This window comes from Sphingobium sp. SCG-1 (assembly GCF_002953135.1).
Lineage (GTDB): Bacteria > Pseudomonadota > Alphaproteobacteria > Sphingomonadales > Sphingomonadaceae > Sphingobium.
Genome location: NZ_CP026372.1, coordinates 4,197,042 through 4,214,839, shown reverse-complemented (window position 1 = coordinate 4,214,839; position 17,798 = coordinate 4,197,042). Strand labels below are relative to the sequence as shown.

Annotated in this window: 15 protein-coding genes and 1 tRNA gene; 1 reads left to right on the top strand and 15 read right to left on the bottom strand. The window is 61.0% G+C overall.

What is annotated here, in order from left to right:
* Window positions 1-4: 4 nt before the first annotated feature.
* The 12 genes from der to C1T17_RS19360 all read right to left on the bottom strand — a co-directional run bounded on the left by der (window position 5) and on the right by C1T17_RS19360 (window position 11,428).
* Window positions 5-1,375 (bottom strand): ribosome biogenesis GTPase Der, encoded by a 1,371-nt coding sequence (gene der / locus C1T17_RS19415; protein WP_104954850.1) that lies wholly within the window; start codon window positions 1,373-1,375, stop codon window positions 5-7.
* 103 nt (window positions 1,376-1,478) lie between these two features.
* The gene (locus C1T17_RS19410) at window positions 1,479-2,807 is read right to left on the bottom strand and encodes a PQQ-binding-like beta-propeller repeat protein (protein WP_223262711.1); all 1,329 of its coding nucleotides are present in this window, start codon (window positions 2,805-2,807) and stop codon (window positions 1,479-1,481) included.
* The gene (locus C1T17_RS19405; protein ID WP_104954848.1) at window positions 2,797-3,507 is read right to left on the bottom strand and encodes a tetratricopeptide repeat protein; all 711 of its coding nucleotides are present in this window, start codon (window positions 3,505-3,507) and stop codon (window positions 2,797-2,799) included. Before C1T17_RS19405 ends, C1T17_RS19410 begins: the two co-directional genes overlap by 11 nt.
* A gap of 74 nt (window positions 3,508-3,581) precedes the next feature.
* Window positions 3,582-4,454, bottom strand: coding sequence for a 3-methyl-2-oxobutanoate hydroxymethyltransferase (panB, locus tag C1T17_RS19400; protein WP_104954847.1), 873 nt, complete (start codon window positions 4,452-4,454; stop codon window positions 3,582-3,584).
* A gap of 85 nt (window positions 4,455-4,539) precedes the next feature.
* Window positions 4,540-7,011, bottom strand: coding sequence for a TonB-dependent receptor (locus C1T17_RS19395; RefSeq protein WP_104954846.1), 2,472 nt, complete (start codon window positions 7,009-7,011; stop codon window positions 4,540-4,542).
* Window positions 7,012-7,104: 93 nt separating this feature from the next.
* On the bottom strand, window positions 7,105-7,299 hold the full coding sequence (locus C1T17_RS19390; protein WP_104954845.1) for a YezD family protein: 195 nt from the start codon (window positions 7,297-7,299) through the stop codon (window positions 7,105-7,107).
* A gap of 83 nt (window positions 7,300-7,382) precedes the next feature.
* Window positions 7,383-8,057: an RBBP9/YdeN family alpha/beta hydrolase gene (locus tag C1T17_RS19385; RefSeq protein ID WP_104954844.1), complete on the bottom strand. Its 675-nt coding sequence runs from the start codon at window positions 8,055-8,057 to the stop codon at window positions 7,383-7,385.
* Window positions 8,058-8,184: 127 nt separating this feature from the next.
* Window positions 8,185-8,613, bottom strand: coding sequence for an RrF2 family transcriptional regulator (locus C1T17_RS19380; protein ID WP_104954843.1), 429 nt, complete (start codon window positions 8,611-8,613; stop codon window positions 8,185-8,187).
* A gap of 66 nt (window positions 8,614-8,679) precedes the next feature.
* Complete coding sequence (locus tag C1T17_RS19375; RefSeq protein ID WP_104954842.1) at window positions 8,680-9,702, bottom strand: glycerophosphodiester phosphodiesterase; 1,023 nt, start codon at window positions 9,700-9,702, stop codon at window positions 8,680-8,682.
* Window positions 9,703-9,742: 40 nt separating this feature from the next.
* Window positions 9,743-10,078, bottom strand: a complete 336-nt coding sequence (locus tag C1T17_RS19370; RefSeq protein WP_104955373.1) for an ArsC family reductase — start codon at window positions 10,076-10,078, stop codon at window positions 9,743-9,745.
* A 37-nt stretch (window positions 10,079-10,115) separates the two neighbouring features.
* The gene (locus tag C1T17_RS19365; protein WP_223262710.1) at window positions 10,116-11,042 is read right to left on the bottom strand and encodes a cobalamin-binding protein; all 927 of its coding nucleotides are present in this window, start codon (window positions 11,040-11,042) and stop codon (window positions 10,116-10,118) included.
* The gene (locus C1T17_RS19360; protein ID WP_104954840.1) at window positions 11,042-11,428 is read right to left on the bottom strand and encodes a RidA family protein; all 387 of its coding nucleotides are present in this window, start codon (window positions 11,426-11,428) and stop codon (window positions 11,042-11,044) included. The genes C1T17_RS19365 and C1T17_RS19360 overlap by 1 nt, the downstream gene beginning before the upstream one ends.
* A gap of 213 nt (window positions 11,429-11,641) precedes the next feature.
* Here C1T17_RS19360 and C1T17_RS19355 point away from each other — a divergent pair.
* Window positions 11,642-11,715 (top strand) — tRNA-Gly (locus tag C1T17_RS19355).
* Window positions 11,716-11,793: 78 nt separating this feature from the next.
* On the opposite strand, the gene atzF is transcribed toward C1T17_RS19355, so the two are convergent.
* The 3 genes from atzF to C1T17_RS19340 are packed head-to-tail and all read right to left on the bottom strand — an operon-like array spanning window position 11,794 to window position 17,785.
* A complete protein-coding gene (gene atzF / locus C1T17_RS19350) occupies window positions 11,794-13,560 on the bottom strand; it encodes an allophanate hydrolase (protein ID WP_104954839.1) in 1,767 nt (588 codons plus the stop codon).
* Window positions 13,557-17,153 carry an urea carboxylase gene (uca, locus tag C1T17_RS19345; RefSeq protein WP_104954838.1) on the bottom strand — a complete coding sequence of 1,199 codons (3,597 nt, stop codon included), beginning with the start codon at window positions 17,151-17,153 and terminating at the stop codon, window positions 13,557-13,559. Before uca ends, atzF begins: the two co-directional genes overlap by 4 nt.
* A complete protein-coding gene (locus C1T17_RS19340; protein ID WP_104954837.1) occupies window positions 17,150-17,785 on the bottom strand; it encodes an urea amidolyase associated protein UAAP2 in 636 nt (211 codons plus the stop codon). The genes uca and C1T17_RS19340 overlap by 4 nt, the downstream gene beginning before the upstream one ends.
* Window positions 17,786-17,798 lie beyond the last annotated feature (13 nt).

The following is a 17,798-nucleotide window of genomic DNA, read 5'->3' as shown; positions in this document are numbered from 1 at the left end:
TCGTTCAACTATCGAACGGATTTTTCGCACTACGTAGCGTCAGACGGACCGGGACTGCACCGAAGCCCAGTTCCCTCCTGATCCCGTTTACGAGATAGCGGCGATAACTCTCAGGCAGCAGTTCCAGACGCGTACCGAACAGCACGAATCCGGGCGGTCGCGTCTTGGCCTGCGTAATATAACGCAACTTGATCCGCTTGCCGCCGGGTGCGGGCGGCGGATTGGCCTCCAGAGCAGTCTCAAACCAGCGGTTGAGCTGCCCGGTGGATACGCGCTGAGACCAGGCGGTGCGCGTCTCGAAAGCGACCTTGATAAGATCGTCGATGCCCTTTCCTGTCACAGCCGAGACCGTCATGATCGGCACGCCCCGCACCTGCGCCAGGCCATCGTCCAGCGCCTTCTTAATGCCTTGGTAAAGCGAGGAGCCATGCTCCGCGACGTCCCATTTGTTGATCGCGATGACGAGCGCGCGGCCTTCTTCCAGCACTCGGTCGGCGATGCGCAAGTCCTGCGCTTCCAGCCCAAGCGTGGCGTCGAGCAGCAGCACCACGACTTCGGCGAAGTTGACGGCATTCAGCCCGTCAGCAACCGCCAGCTTCTCCAGCTTGTCCTGCACCTTCGCACGTTTACGCATGCCCGCCGTATCGATCAGCCGGACAATCCGCTCCTCCCCCTCGGGCGAAGTCCAGGTCCAATCCACCGCAATACTATCGCGCGTAATACCTGCCTCAGGCCCGGTGATAAGCCGGTCTTCGCCAAGGATTTGGTTGATGAGTGTCGATTTCCCCGCATTGGGTCGCCCCACGATGGCAAGCTTCAGTGGGGCGCTCTCGTCGTCTTCATAAAAGGCAGGCGGATCGTCGGGCGTATCCTTGTCGTCTTTTTCCAGAAGCGGCTGCAACGCCTCGAACAGTTCCACAAGGCCTTGGCCATGCTCCGCCGAAAGCTCGACCGGCGCGCCAAATCCTAGCGCATAGGATTCGAGCACACCCACATCGCCCGCTTTGCCCTCTGCCTTATTGGCCACCAGCACGACGGGCGTACTGCCATTGCGGAGCCAGCGTCCAATCTCTTCGTCCAGCGGGTTCACGCCTTCTCGCGCGTCGAACATGAAGAGCGCAACATCGGCGCCCGCAACAGCGGCCTCCGTCTGCTGGCGCATGCGGCCGGGCAGGGTGTTGGGATCTTCATCCTCATAGCCCGCAGTATCGACGATCCGGAAATCCATGCCCACCAGCGTCGCGTCGCCCTCACGGCGATCACGCGTGACGCCTGGGCGATCGTCGACCAGCGCCAATCGCTTCCCGACCAGACGATTGAACAAGGTGGACTTGCCCACATTGGGCCGCCCGACGATGGCTACTGTGGGCAACATGGCCGCTATGGTTCCTTAAAAGCAAATGCCGCCCGGTCTGCGCTGGAAGAATTTCCTCGAAAGCGCGGACCGGACGGCGATCAATATAGAGTGTGTGCGGGGCTTACCGCAATGCTGTCAGCTTGCCATCATCCGCAAGGATGTAGAGCGTGTTGTTTGCGACAACCGGGGACAGTGACATTGCGCGATCAAGATCTGTCGCGGTCTGCACCGTACCCGTTGCCGGATCGACGTAAAGAAGGTCACCCTGAGTCGACACGAGGATCAGGCGATTGCCTGCCAGCACTGGACCGGTCCAGCGGATCGCTCCAGTCTTCTTCTTGGCCTTACGCCAGCGGTTGAGTTGGCTGATCCAGCGAATCTTACCTGTCGCGCGCGCAACGCACAGCAGCTTTGCATCGTCCGTCACGACGAAAACCCACTCGCCCGCGACGGAGGGGGTAGAGATTCCCGCGATGTTGATTTCCCACAAGCGCTGGCCGCTGACCAACTCATAGGACGCCATGCGGCCACCCTGACCGATGGCAAACACACGGCCGCGATCGATCACAGGATCGGCATCGATGTCCGTCAATGTCGCCACTGCCGTCGAAATGCTGGTGCGGGAAAGCGCATCGCCCCAAAGGGTCCGACCGTTTTCGTAGCGATAAGCGTTGAGTTCGCCCGAGCTATATCCCGCGATCACGGTGCCCTGCGCCGCCGCCGGAGCCGCCACGCCGAACACTGCCGTTACCTGCAACGTCGCGGACTCGGTCCACTGCGTCTCGCCATCGGTCTGGTTCAGCGCAAAAATCTGGTTGTCCTGGCTCATGACATAGACATGGCCGTTCGCCAGCGTCGGTGCACCACGGAGCGGGCCGCCCGGACGCTTTTTCCAAACAATCGCGCCATCAGCCACGTTCAAGGCGGCAACATCGCCGACACCGGTCGAGGCGAACACACGATCGCCGACAACACTGACGCCGCCGCCGAACAGCGATCGCCCATTGCCTTCCGCTGGCATGGCGGTCTGCCACAGGCGCGCACCGGTCTGCGCATCCATGGCAATAATGCGGGCGTCGGCGTCGATAACGAACAGCTTGCCCCCCGAGATGACGGGCGAGGACGCCAGCCGCGCGCGCGGCGTGCTGCCGGCGATGTTCGCGCTCCACGCCTGTGAAGGCGATGCGCCCAATGCGACATTGCCCATCGCCTTGGACTGATTGCCGCCCGGTTGGCTCCACTCGTCATTGGGGGCAGGCTCGGGCAGCGTCACCGCCACTTCAGCCAGTGTGGGATCGACTTCCACTCCCTGCTCAGTGGTCAGGATCGAGGTCCGCTTGCCTACGACCGGTGTCTTGGGGCCGCCCTTCTTGCCGCCGATGATGCCGCAGCCGCCCAGAAGCGCGATCCCCGCCAGCAGAGCGCCGCTCCGCATCAACTTATTGCGCATTATTGCCGCTTTCCTCATTTTCCGTCGCGTCAACCGCGTCGATCCCCAATAAGCCTGCCATCTGTCGCGCGCGTGAACGGATGGTCTGCGGCACTGCCTTGTCTTTCGCCATGGCGGCAAAAATCGGTCCGGCAAGATCGGGCTTGCCCATCTTCATATACGCAATCGCCGTCATCTCGCCTGCACTACCGAACCATGGATCGCCCGCTACCGCCAGCGGTTTCAGCCGCGCAACGATATCGGCGGGCTTCATCTTGTCGAATTCGATCGTCGTCTGACGCACGAGCGCCAGATCGCGGTAGGGTTTATCGAGGCTGCTGTCGGCGACCATATTCTTGTAGATCGCGAGCGCCCCGGCCTGATCGCCTTTGCCCACGGCCACCGCGGCCTTGGCAAGTTGTGCCGCCGCGCGGTATCCGGGCTGACCAGCCTTGGTCAGAGCTTCCAGCTTTGCGGCGTCGGGCGTTCCGCCGCCAGCGACAACGTCCAGCACCTTCGCCATTTCCTCGGCGGTTTCGCCGGACTTACGCGTGCTGTGATGTTCCCAATATAGCCATCCCGCAAAGGCAAGCAGCCCCACGACGATCACGCCGATCAGCCAACGACCATAACGCTGCCAGAAATTCAGCAGGCGGTCTTGGCGGACAGCATCATCGACTTCGCGTAAAAAGGCTTCATTGGATTGTGGCGTAAGGGCCAACAGGCGTCTCCGGAACTACAGCAATACAGGTGGATTTGGCCGCGGACCTTAGCGATCCGCTGCCCTTGCGCAACTTACTTTTTCGGGCGGTACACCTGCTCATCCGTAGGGAAGCTGCGGTCGCGCACTTCGCTGGCGTAGCGGGCCGCCGCGCCGGAAATAATCTCGCCCACCGCTTCATAGCGCTTCACGAAGCGCGGCACACGCTCGAACATGCCCAGCAAGTCTTCGGTCACAAGCACCTGCCCGTCGCAACGGGCCGATGCGCCGATGCCGATTGTTGGGCAAGGGACTGCGGCGGTGATCGTATCCGCAATTTCCTCCAGCACGCCCTCGACGACGATCGCGAATGCGCCTGCGTCAGCTACAGCCTTGGCATCGCGTAATATTTTGGCGGCTTCGGCTTCACTGCGGCCGCGTGCGCCATAGCCGCCAAGCGCATTGACAGCTTGCGGCGTAAGGCCGACGTGCCCGCAAACCGGAATACCCCGTGCGGAAAGGAACGCCACGGTCTCCGCCATGGCCTCTCCGCCCTCCAGCTTCACGCCCGCCGCGCCCGTTTCCTTCAGGATGCGTGCCGCACTTTCGAACGCCTGCGCGGGCGAGACTTCGTAGCTGCCGAAAGGCATGTCGACGATCACGACCGAATGATAGCTTCCCCGCACCACCGCGGCCCCATGCGCGCAGATCATGTCGAGGCTGACCGGAACCGTGGAGGGCAGTCCGTAGATGACCTGCCCCAACGAATCGCCCACCAGCAGAACGTCGCAATGCGGATCGAGCAATTGCGCCATGCGCGCCGTATAGGCCGTTAGCATTACAATCGGCTCAGCTGTGAAGCCTTGCGCCTTGCGCGCACGGATGCCGGGCACGGTAAGCCGCTTCATTGGCGCGGGGGTGGGGGTGGCGCGGCTGGCCGACGTATCAATGGTGAAGGTCGTAGACATGGCAGCGCTGTACTCCACCCACGGTGCACGCGCAAATCGAGTGAGGGCAGGGGGCGACGTCGTCGTCGCCCCTTAACTCAGCAACCTAGAAGCTGGCGCGGAGCGTCACGCCATAGGTGCGCGGATCGGCGGGCTGACCCACGACAAGGCCGGTGCTGCCCGACTGATTTTGCAGCAGTTCGAAATACTTCTCATCGAACGCGTTGCGGACCCAGGCCGAGACATCCCATTTGCCGTCGGTCCGGAAGCCGAGCCGGAAATTAGCCAACGAGTAACCGCTAATGTCATTGTAGATCGATCGCGAAGGATTGGACGAGAATTTCGAGCGATAGCTGCCGTCGAATGCCAGATATGCTTCGCCCTGCTCACCCAGCAGCTTGGTCGGGATGTTATACTCCGCGCCGTAAGCGAATGCCCATTTCGAGATGCCCGGCAGCCATTGACCGGAAACATCGCAGAACGGCGCGCTGACCGATGGATTGGCGGCGGTGCTGGGGACTCCGGGCGCGGTCGGCGTACCGATGATGTTGCCATTCGCGTCTACCGGCAGGGTTGTCGCTCCGCCGGAACGTTCGGGCGGGCAGGGGGCATCTGGGAACTTCACATATTCATGATCGGTGAAGGCGCCGTTGACATAGAGGGTCAGGCGATCACTGGGCCGGAAATTGAAATCCGCTTCTACGCCGCGCACCCGGATCTTGTCGGCATTGGCAAGATAGCCGCGGATCACGCCCACCTGGCTGTTGGTTACGGTCGCCTGATAATCCTTAACTTCGGTCCAGAAGGCCGCGAGGTTGAACGTCGCGCGGCGATCCAGGAACTGGGTCTTCAGGCCGAGTTCGAAGTGATTGACCTTTTCCGGCTTGACCGTTTCCACCGCCGTGATGGGATTGCCAGCCGTATCAAGCGGGATGCCGGACAGGTTAATACCTCCCGATTTGAAGCTGCGCGCATAGGTCGCATAGGCCAGAACATCGCGCGCCACGTCATAGGACGCCGTGAAGTCGTAGGACAGGTTCCAGTCGCTGAATTTCGGGCTGTAGTTCAAAGGGGACAATACGCCGCGCTGAAGGCCGTTTTCCGTCGTGCCACCCGTTGCAGGAACCGGTCGCCCCGCGCCGTCGAATACAGTGGAGATATATTTGCCGTTCTTCTTGTCATAGTTCAGCCGGATACCCGGCTGAACACGCAGGGCGTCGGTAATGCGCCACGTAAGCTGACCGAAAGCGGCAAGGCTGGTGTTCTTGAGGCCGATGTCGTTCTCCGACCGCAGGCCGTTCAGTATCTCCGGCCGGTTCGCGTTCGCACCGCTCAGCAACCAGCGGCTCGCCAGCGGCCCCTGCACCTGCAAGCCCTCCGTGTCGACGGTCTGGTGGAAAGCATAGAGGCCTACGACATAATCGATCTTGTTCTTGCCAGACGACGCGTAGCGCAGTTCCTGGCTCCACTGCTCCTGCTGCGAAGGGTTCTGCGAAACGGTGGTGATTGGCAGGCCGATATAGTCGCGGTCGTTCTGCGGCCCCCACTTCCACTTACGCCATGCGGAAACGGACGTCAGCGTGCCAGGACCAAGATCCCATTCCGCCAGTAGCGACACGCCGCCAAAGTCCTGCTTTGCTTCGATGCCGGCATCCAGGTCGGTCACGCGATCGAACGGATCGAAGCTGGGCGGACTATAGTTGCCCGACGCCGCCGCGAGTTGCTCATACTGACGGTTCAGCGCGCGCTGCGTTGTTCCCACACGCGCATAATATTGGCCATAACCATTGGGCCGCTGACGGCTGTAGTCGCCGGAAAGCGTCAGGTTGAGACTATCGGTGGCGCGCAGAAGGAACTGCGCCTTGAAGCCGACATTGTCTTGATCGTTGATATCCTGCCGCGAAGTGACGTTGTAGATCGATCCCTTACGCTTCGTCACCGACGTGCCGAGGCGAACCGCCAGCTTGTCCTCAATCAGCGGCCCGGAAATAGATGCCTTTCCTTGCACCAGCCCCAGATTGCCCACCGTCAGTTCGGCGCGACCCTCCGGCGTAAAACTCGGTTTGCGGCTGGTGATGTTGATGGCCCCGGCCGTCGTGTTCTTGCCGTACAAAGTACCCTGCGGACCGCGCAGGATTTCAATCTGGTCGACATCCAGGAAGTCAAAGGTCGAAGAGGCGCTACGCGCATAATAGACCTGATCGACATAGATGCCCACGCCCTGCTCAATGCCGTCGTTCGTCAGACCGAACGGTGCGCCCAGGCCACGGATATTGGCGGCGGAGTTGCGCGGATTGCTGGAATAGAACTGCACCGAGGGCTGGAGTTGCGTCAGGCGTCCGACGTTGAATGTGCCGGAAGATTCCAGCGTCTTCGAATCCAGCACGGCGATGGCGAGAGGCACATCCTGCGCACGCTCGGCGCGGCGGCGAGCCGTTACGATGATCGCGTTGGTGGTAGTCGGTGCGGCCTCCACCGCCTCGTCAGCCACAGGCGCGGTCTGCTCCTGCGCATAGGCGACAGGCACCGCGAGAGATGTGCTCGCCACAGTGGCGAGCAACAGGAAACGCACCGTCATAAAACCCCCTATGTCTATATTCCGTTGTCGGATTCAGTAGTCAGCACACTCCATGGCTCCGGCAGTGCGCGGTAATCTTCGTCTTGAATTCGATTAAGCGTTGAATCGAGTTTTCTCCGTCACATCCACTTGCACGACCCGCGCATCGTGGACGGTCAAGGTGATCGAGCCGAAGCGCAACGCTTCCAGCGCAGTCCGAACCTGCGCCACGCTTCGTTCGATATCGATCCGCGCGGGCTGGGGGCTGGCTGGTGCCGTAGCAAAGCGTTCAGGTTCGTTGTTGCTCATCTCTTCCTCTTGCCTCCTAATATCTCAACTCATGAGATAGACAAAAAAGCAATGCTCGGGTGACGACAAGATAAACTATGCGGCTATTGCGCTATGATCGATGTCCGCTCACCCCGAGGCGCCAGAGCCGATAAAGGCGATGGGTGTGACCGCCCCGGGATTTGATCCTCCGATGCGGCGATGAGCCGATCCAGCAGCGATTGACCAAACCGCCAGTCACCCAATCCGCTGGCGGCGTTGATATGGCCGCTATGTCCAGCATCGATGATGGTGCTTCCCCAGTCCTTGCCAATGCTGTGGGCGCGTTCAAAGAAGATGTAAGGATCATCTCGACTGGCAACGAGAATGGAAGGAAAAGGCAATGTGCCGCGCGGCACGGGACCGAAACCGCCGATCGTCTCGGGCGTCTCCATCCGATCGCAATCGGGCGGCGCTACCAGCAACGCTCCCGCGACGGGCCACCCGTAAGGCTGGTTCTGCAAAGCCCCCCACCACGCCACGGCGAGACAACCAAGGCTATGCGCCGCCAGGATAATCGGCGCGCCATGGGCATGAGCCGTCTCACGGATCGCCGCGTCCAGTCTATTGACCCAGATATTGCGGCTGGGACTCGCCCAGCTTCCCAGATCCACTCTATGACAGTCGCCACGTGTCCTTTCCCAGATGGTCTGCCAATGGTCCGGACCGCTGTTGTTCAACCCCGGCACAGTCAACACGACTGGCTGTTGCGCGCACCCTGTTTGTCCGAATCGGTCCATCGTCCTGCTCCACATTGAGGCAGGATCAACATAATTCTATTGCAAAAGTAGACAATAGGTGAGCGCCCGAATGTGGCGAAACTTAGGCGATCCGAAATGCACTATTTTGCCGGGAAATAATCTGCTGCTACGGCGTGTCCATTGCGACCGGTATCGGCTGCCCCAAACTGATCCCATCTAGCACCCGCGCGGTCTCGTCCCTCACCAGCAGCATCAGGCGATGCAGCCTGCATTCCGACTCTGGCAGGCAGTTCGTGCAAGTCTCATGAGCAAATCGACTGGCGCACGGCGTGAGCGCCAATGAGCCCCGCGTCAGACGCACAATATCGCCGTAGCTTATGTCAATCGGGGACAGCGCCAGCCAGTATCCGCCGTCCCTGCCGCGTTGCGTATCGACCAAACCCTCCCGGGAAAGTTCCGACAAGATCACAGTCAGGAACTTGGAAGGAATGTTCTGCGTCTCGGCAATGTCGGTCAGCGGCACCGGACCCTGGCCGTAGTTATCCGCCAGATGCTGAAGCGCGCGAATGGCATAACGAGTTTTCTGGGACAGCATGACCCTTCAATCGACCCATCGCTCCGCAAATTCAAGCTTTGTGGAAGAGATAGTCGCCGAAGTGCATCAGGGTTTCAGAGCGGCACGCGCCAGCCCCGGAAAGTCACTGAAGATCCCATCGACACCCGTTGCCACAATTGCCCGCACCGCTCCTGCAAAGTCACCATGCGCCGCCGGATCGTCACCTCGTTTCATGCTTGGAGGCAGGAACATGTTCTCCGCGCGCAAGGTCCACATATGGACCTGCAAGCCTGCTTCATGCGCACGCGCGACAAAGCCGGTGTCACTGCCATCCGAATTGACGATTAACGTGCCTTCCGCGCCGATCGCGTCGGCATAGGCAGCGATCTGCTTCATGCCCTCAAGCGTCAGCATATCGGCATATTGCAAGCTCTTCTGATCGGCGGGGCCTTCCGCCGAAGCGACAAGCTGCACCAGCCGCAGCCGGGTCTTGGTGCGCAGCGCTTTCAGATTGTCGACTTCGAACGACTGGATGAATACCGGATCGTCCGCACTGACATAACCAAAACGCTCCAGCATCGCGAGCAACGGCGCTTCATGCGGAAGGCCGATTGAGGCGAAATAACTGGGATGCTTGGTTTCGGGATATACGCCGATACGCCGCCGGGTTTCGGCGTTCTTCGCCTCGATCAGCTTCAGCACTTCCTCGAATGTCGGCACCTGATACAGGCCATCGAAGCGGCGATTGGCGGTACGAACCTCAGGCAGTCGCTCCCGCGCGCGCAAAGTGCGTAGCTCAGCAAGCGTGAAGTCCTCAGTGAACCATCCCGTGATTTGCGTGCCGTCGATGGTCTTCGTCGTCTTGCGGTCCGCAAATTCAGGATGCGCCGCTACGTCCGTCGTGCCACCAATCTCGTTCTCATGCCGTACGACCAGCACGCCATCCTTCGTGAGCACAAGGTCCGGTTCGATATAGTCCGCACCCTGGTCGATCGCGCGTTCATATCCGGCCAGCGTATGCTCGGGCCGCTCTCCGCTCGCGCCGCGATGCGCAATGATGATAGGTTCGGCCATGGCGAGCGAAGGGATAACGGCGAGCAGCGCCGCTGCAAACAGGGTTTTCAGCATAATCCTGCGGTAATGCGCTCGTAAGACATGTATGTGACGCTCATGCAAATGCCTGCGCATAAGCGTCCGGCTTGAACCCGACCAGCCTCCGGTCGCCAAGGTCGAGCACCGGCCGCTTAACCATCGAGGGGTTGGCAACCATCAGCGCGACGGCCTTCTCAGTATCGATATTCTGTTTGTCCGCTTCGGGAAGGCCCCGGAATGTCGTTCCCGCTCGATTGAGAATCACTTCCCAACCATGCTCATCGATCCATCGACGCAGGGTGTCCGAGTCGATCCCGGACTGCTTGTAGTCGTGAAATGCATAGGCCACCTCACGCCCTTCCAGCCACGTTCGCGCCTTCTTGATCGTGTCGCAGTTCTTGATGCCGTACATCGTGATGGTCACGCGCTGTCCCTTTCGCTGCGTCGATCTATTCCGCTATGCGCACCCAAGCCGCGCCTTCATGCCCGAACGGAGCAATATCGGGATGGCAGATTTCCGCCAAAATCTCTGCCGACTCCACCAGCCGGGGTCCGGGCCGGTTGAAGAAATACTGACCATCCGTCGCATACACGCGCCCCTCCTGCACCGCGCGCAAAGCCCGCCAGCGCGGATCGGCACTGAGAGACGGATATTCGTCCAGTGCCTGCGCAATCCGGAAGCCGCAGGGCATCAGGACCAGCACATCAGGATCGGCGGCGGCAAGTTGTTCCCACTCGATCCACGGTGAATGCTGCCCCGGTGTCGCGAGCACGCTGGTGCCGCCCGCTACCTCGATAAGTTCGGGCACCCAATTGCCCGCGACCATCAGCGGATCGAGCCACTCGATCGCGGCAACGCGCGGCTTTGGCTTGCCGGCAACCGCTATATTAATTGCCGCCATCCGTGCTTGCAGTTGCGCAACCACTTCCCGTGCGCGATCCTCCGCATCGAGCGCCGCTCCGACGCGCAGGAAATCCCCCCACACATCGGCCATATCGTCGGGTGCCAGGCTGACGAGCGTCGGCTCCTGTCCAGTCCACTGCGCTATGGCATCCTCCAGATCGGCCGGCGTCACCGCGCACACCGCGCATTGGGTTTGGGTGAGGATCACGTCCGGCTGCAATGCGCGCAGCTTCTCGCCGTCGACTTCGTAGACTGAAAGACCCGAAGCGACGATCTCCTGCACGCGCAGTTCGATTTCGCCGGATTTTAACCCCTTCGCCAGCTTCGACTTCGTGATGGGCGGCAGCGACTCGACAGCGCTAGGCCAATCGCATTCATGACTGCGCCCCACCAGTTGCTCGCCAAATCCCAGCGCCACAGCGATCTCAGTTGCGCTCGGCAGCAGGGAGACGATCCGCCGATTCTCCATCATCAGGCGACCTGCCGCAGCGCCGTGACTTCGATTTCAATCTTCATTTCGGGTTTTACGAGGCCGCACACGATGCAGGTCGCCGCAGGACGGATATCACCAAACACTGCCCCCAGCGCAGAACCGATCTCATCCCAATAGGCCGCATCACTGATATAATATGTGGCGCGGACGACATCGGCGAAGCTGAAGCCGCCCTCTTCCAGCGCCTTACCGATGACACCAAGCGCATTGCCGGCCTGCTCCGCCACGGCATCAGGCATCACTCGCGTCTCCGGATCATAGCCAGTCGTGCCCGCGACGAAGCACCAATCGCCTTGAACTACGGCGCGTGAATAGCCGACCTGCGTCTCAAAGGGAGAGCCAGAGGATATCAATTTACGTGTCATCTTCAGCCTATTGTTCGTGAGCGCGGAGCACCGCCCGTAACGGAGAAATGCGCGGCACGTCCAGCCTCATAAAGGATTAATTGGAGGATGACGGGGCAACCTTCTCCGTCAGTGGGCAATGCGCGATCCGCCTTACATTTCCTGCAGGAACCCGGTTGACGACAACCCCACGCTGATGGCAATGGCAACCATCATCGGTTCGGCGAACCGTAAGCGGGTATAGCTCAATGGTAGAGCACTAGCCTTCCAAGCTTGTGATGCGGGTTCGATCCCCGCTACCCGCTCCACGCTTTTCTGCCATCATGTGAACGCCGAACCTTGGTCCAGAGCGCGGATGTGCAAGAGGATGCTCGCCGGCCCGGTCATCAGCCCCTTGCGATAAAGGCGCGCCAGCCGCCGAGGTGAGTGATATCCTCCGCACCATCCAACGCGCGTGGCTCGGCAACGAAGCCTTTAACGCTGGTGCCGTCCGCCAAAGTCACCGTGCCTATGGCGAGCGGCGCCGGGACTTCCACGACGAAGCTGCCGAAGGCGGCGACGTCCAGTTCGTAAACCTCCAGGGCGATGGCTGCGCCATCCTCACTGTGCACCAGCGCTGGCTTTGGTGGGACGCTGTCGGCCATGGCGTAAAGACGATACGTCGGCGCGGTCTCGAATGCGCCCACGAAAGTCGCGTTTCGTGACGTAAGCTGCCAATGCAGAGGCATGTCCTTAAGATGAGCGCCCACGACGGCCAATTTCACGGTTTGCATTCTTCCCTCCAGATCAAGTGGTGGTGACGCTGGCAGGTCTGCCATTGCGAGATAGCTGTCGGCCGTGTCAAGCAGGCCATGATCGCTGTCGGCAGGACCGATCAACGTGATGCCGAAACCCGTACCGTTCGATCGAGCGCCAGCGGGCACCGCCACTGCCGCCATGTCGAGCAGGTTCACGAAGTTGGTGTAGAAGCCAAGATTGCTGTTCAGCGCGATGGGCGCCGCCGCCAGTTCCGCGACGCGATACGTCGTTCCGGTGGTAGGAAAAGCAAGCAAGTCGACTGCGTCCCACAGTTCGTCCGTATGGCGCTTCAATTCCGCAAGGCGGTAGATGCCGTTGAACAACTCTACGGCGCTGATGGCGCTTCCGGGTTCCACGACTGCGCGGACCGTCTCGTCTATTGCATTGGGATTGGTGGCCAGGAGGTCGGCGAGCGCAGCGGCGCGCTCCGCAACCCAGGGGCCGCCATATAAAAGACGCGCCGCCTCCTGGAGCGGAGCCAGGTCGATCTCGATGATTTGCGCCGTCGCGGCCAGCCTTTCGAGCGCGCGATCGTAAAGATATTCCGATTCGCTGTCGCCAAACCAGACGCGTTGGTCCCTGCGCGGAACACCTAAGCGTTGCGCCGATAGTGAGCGGTTGGCCAACGGTTTCGAGTAAGAGTGGGCAGGATCGAAGCCCGCTACGACTTCATCCACAAGGCGCGCATCCGCTATGGTGTCTGTAAACACCGTAATACAGTCGAGCGTGCGGCAGGCAGGAATAAGACCGCGTGTGCTCCAGCGGCCTTTGCTGGGCTTCAATCCTATGAGATGGTTGAAGGCGGCAGGCACGCGCCCTGAACCTGCGGTGTCCGTACCCAGTGCGAAGCCCACAATTCCAGCCGCAACCGCAATGGACGAGCCGGAGCTCGAACCGCCACTGACATAGGCCAGATTATAGGCGTTGTGGGGAATGCCGTAAGGACTGCGTGTGCCTACAAGCCCGGTCGCAAACTGATCTAGGTTGGTCTTGCCGATGCAGATCGCCCCCGCCGCGGTCAGCCGCTCGACGACGCTTGCTGACACCTCGGGCCGATAAGCGAAATCGGGACAGGCGGCCGTGGTCTCGAAACCTGCGACATCGATATTGTCCTTCACGGCGAACGGGACGCCTGCCAGAGGCAGCCGTTCTCCGGCTGCGATCCGAGCATCGATGGCGCGGGCCGCGGCGAGCAGGTCGTTGGGCGCGATACGGCTTATCCATATTTGCGGCTGAACGGCGTCATAGGCGGAGAGACGGGCAAGCGTCTCTTCCGCAACGGTAACGGCGCTTGACGTGCCATTGTTGACCGCTGCGGCGATAGCGGCGACGTTACGCCGGTCCAGAACGGTCATGGATGCCGCCTCAGCGCCAGTAAAGGCGTACCGGGTTGCAACGATTGCCGTTCCTGCATGTAAAGAGCGGCGATCGTGCCGCTACCTGGACTTTCCAGCGGACACTCCATTTTCATCGCCTCGATAACGGCGATTACGTCCCCCGCCTTCACTTGGTCGCCAGGAGCCACCAGCAGCTTCCAGACGCTGCCGCCAAACGGCGCTTCGATAAGGTCCGCGCCTTCCGGCACATCTATGGATGCGGCGGCCGTCCCATCCGTTTCGGAATTTCCGGCCAGATCGGTGAGGCGATCGAATTCCCCGCTCCGCTGCCATTCGGCGCGCTCTTCATTGAAGGCGGCCAGACGTTGCGCTTCAAAGTTCGCGATGGAGTCTGCGTTGTCCGCAAGAAAGGCGCGATAGTCGGCCAGCCGGAATTCGGATTGCTCGACATGAATGGAGCGGCGGCCGCTCGGGAAGTCGCGACGCCAGTCCGTCAACTCTTCCGCGCTTACCTTGAAGAAGCGAATCTGGTCGAAGAAACGCAGTAGCCACGGCTTGCCATCGACGAAGGCGTCGGTCTGCCGATGCGTGTTCCATACCTGAATGGTGCGGCCGAAGAGCTGATAACCGCCTGGCCCCTCCATTCCGTAGATGCACATATATGCGCCGCCGATGCCCACGACATTGGGCGGAGTCCATGTGCGAGCAGGGTTGTACTTGGTCGTGACCAGCCGATGACGGGGATCGACCGGCGTTGCCACCGGCGCACCGAGATACACGTCGCCCAGCCCCAACACGAGATAGCTGGCGTCGAATATGAGGTTCTCGACAGCGTCCGCGTCCGGCAGAGCGTTGATGCGCCGGATGAATTCGATATTGTCCGGACACCACGGTGCGTCGTCGCGAACGGCGCTCATATATTTTTCGATCGTCTCGATCGTGGCGGGATCGCGCCAGCTTAGCGGTAGATGGACGATACGAGAGGGGATTGAGAAATCCTCCAGATCGCCCAGCCGCTCCTCGGCCGCAATCAGGGCTGCCAGCGCGCTCTGCTGATCCAACCGTCGTCCGTCGAAATGAAGCTGAAGCGACCGGATGCCTGGCACGATATCGATGACGCCGGGCAGTGCCTGCTTTTCGAGTTCGCACATCAGCGCGTGAACGCGAATGCGCAATTCGATGTCGAGCACGATCGGGCCGTATTCGACCAATATGTTGCGATCGCCCTGTTGTCGGTAAACCGTGCGCGGTCTTGCCGCCGTGGCCGGGATGTCTGCAAGAACAGGGGAAAGATCGGCGATGGCGCAGGACGGTTGTTCCGCTATGTCCGTGACGAGCGTCAGGGAAGCATTGTCCGCAGCTTCAGCCTCATCAATGGTGACGGGCACAAATTGGATACGGTCGCCGGGGGCGAGTTGCCCTATCTTCCACCGATCTGCCGTGATTATCACGAAAGGGCAGACGAAACCGCCGAGCGAGGGACCATCGGGTCCAAGAATGATCGGCATGTCGCCAGTGAAGTCCACCGCACCGATCGCATAGGGGTTGTCGTGGATATTCGAAGGGTGCAGGCCCGCCTCTCCACCATCGGTCCGCGCCCACTGCGGCTTTGGACCGATCAGGCGCACGCCAGTGCGGTTGCTGTTGTAGTGCACCTGCCAATCGGCAGCGACGATCGTGGTAATATCCTCGTTGGTAAAGAAGTCGGGCGCGCCATGTGGACCGTAAAGGACGCGCAACGTCCATGTTTCCGTGAATTCGGACGCTGGAATGGGTATCGGCAGCGTTCCAGCCTCTGTTCTCTGTAAATGTAGCGTGTCGCCCGCCAGCAGCCGCCGCGCGGCATGTCCGCCGAATTGACCCAATTCAAATGTGCTGCGGCTGTCGAGATAAGGCGCAATGTCGAGGCCACCCGCGAAGAGAATATACCCCCGAATGCCGCCGCCGCAGACTCGGCCAAGCGCGAGCGTTTGACCCGCCTGTACGTCAACGGCCGAGCCGCGTTCGACTGGTATATCGTCCAGAGTTGCGCCGAAATCGGCGCCCATCAGACACAACCGCGCGGGTGCATTGAAGAACAGCGTAGGTCCGCTGACGGTGACTTCCAGGCCCGCCATGCCTTCTGGATTGCCGAGCAGCCGGTTCCCGATGCGAAAGGAGCGATCATCCATCGGGCCGGATGGCGGCACGCCGATCGCCCACAAACCTTGGCGGCCGGGCCAGTCCTGAACAGTGGTCGCGGTGCCGCCGCTCACTACGCGGATGCTTTGCGGGGTGTAGGCAATCGTGTCGAGGAGGCGCGTCGACACTTCTCCGTTAACGAACGGTTCGGTCCGGACGACCTCTCGCAGCCAGCGCAGATTGGTTTCGATGCCGTCGATCCGACTTTCGTCCAGGGCATCCTGCATGGCCCGGACTGCCGCTTCCCGCGCGGGGGCGTGCACGATCAGCTTGGCCAGCATTGGATCATACCAGGCGCTGACCGTACTGCCCGCCATGCACCACGTCTCGGTACGAATGTTCGGTGGGAAGCTAACAGCGGTCAGCGTGCCGGATGTTGGACGATAATCGAGAGCGGGATCCTCGGCATAGAGGCGCACCTGCACGGCATGGCCGCGAGGCGCAGGCGGCTCGGCATCGAGGAAAGCGAAATCTCCCGCAGCACCCCGGATCATCCACTCGACCAGATCGATGCCCATCACTTCCTCGGTGACGCCATGCTCGACCTGAAGCCGGGTGTTCATCTCAAGGAAGAAGAATTGCTGCCGCTCGGCATCGAACAGGAATTCGACGGTGCCGGCGGAGCGATAACGTGCGGCTTCCCCCAGGCGGACAGCGGCAGCGATGAGTTCGCTGCGTATGGCTGCGGAAAGGAGCGGCGCTGGCGCTTCTTCGACTACCTTCTGATTGCGGCGCTGGAGCGAGCAATCTCGCTCGCCCAGCGGCATGATGCGCCCGGCTCCATCACCGAAGATCTGCACCTCGATATGGCGAGCACGCCCGATATAGCGTTCAAGGAATACGCCCGCATCGCCGAAATTGCCTTCGCCCAGGCGTGCCACCCCCGCAAAGCCCTCTCGCACCGCCGCCTCATCCTCGCAGATGCGCATGCCGATGCCGCCACCGCCCGCCGTCGCCTTGAGTATGACGGGATAGCCGATCTCCTGCGCGGCCTTGGCTGCTTCCTCCTCGTCCGTCAGCAGACCGGTTCCGGGCGCCAGCGGTACACCATGTCCGGCGGCCAACGCGCGCGCGCTGTGCTTCAGGCCGAAGGTGCGGATATTCTCCGGCGTCGGCCCGATGAAGACGATTCCCGCAGCAGCGCACGCTTCGGCAAACTCGGCATTTTCCGCGAGAAAGCCGTAGCCAGGATGGACCGCGCCAGCACCGCTATCCTTTGCAGCCTTCAGGATCGCAGCGATGTTCAAGTAGCTTTCGGTCGCGGGTGCTGGACCGATACAGATCGCCTCGTCCGCCTGCGAAACGTGCAGCGACCCGACGTCGGCTTCCGAATAGACGGCGACGGACCGCAAACCCATATGGCGCAGCGTGCGAATGATCCGGGTGGCGATTGCCCCCCGGTTCGCGACCAGAACGGTGTCGAAGCTCATGCGGTGACGATCATCCTTACGGGTGTCGGATTGAAGGCATTGCAGGGATTGTTGATCTGCGGGCAGTTGGACACGACGACGACCACGTCCATCTCCGCCCGCAGATCGACTGTCAGGCCGGGTGCCGAAATGCCATCGACGATGCCCAGTGCGCCGTCGTCCTCCACCGGGACGTTCATGAAGAAATTGATATTGGAGACGATATCGCGCTTGCCGCGGCCTTCAGTCAGATTGGCCTCCAGGAAGTTCTCGACGCAGGCATGTTGGGATTTGGTATGGTGGCCGTAGCGTAGTGTGTTGGACTCACAAGAGCAGGCGCCGCCGATCGTGTCGTGATATTCGACCGAAGTGTCGACGATCGTCATCATCGCCCGCCCTTCGTTTGACCGCAGCACGGTGCCGGAACGAAGGAACAGGTTTTGCTGTGCTGAGACCGTATCCTGCGCGCTGTAACGCTCCGCATCATCGGCTGCGGAATAGAGAAGGAAATCGACGGCCTGGTTGCCCTCCAGATCGACGATCCGAAGGGTTTGCCCAGCAGCGACATGATACAACCAGGGTGCGCGGGCGGCTACAATCTCGTCATGAACGACATTGCCGGGAAGGCCTGTCATATGCGGATCGATGGTCATTTTGGCCTCTCTT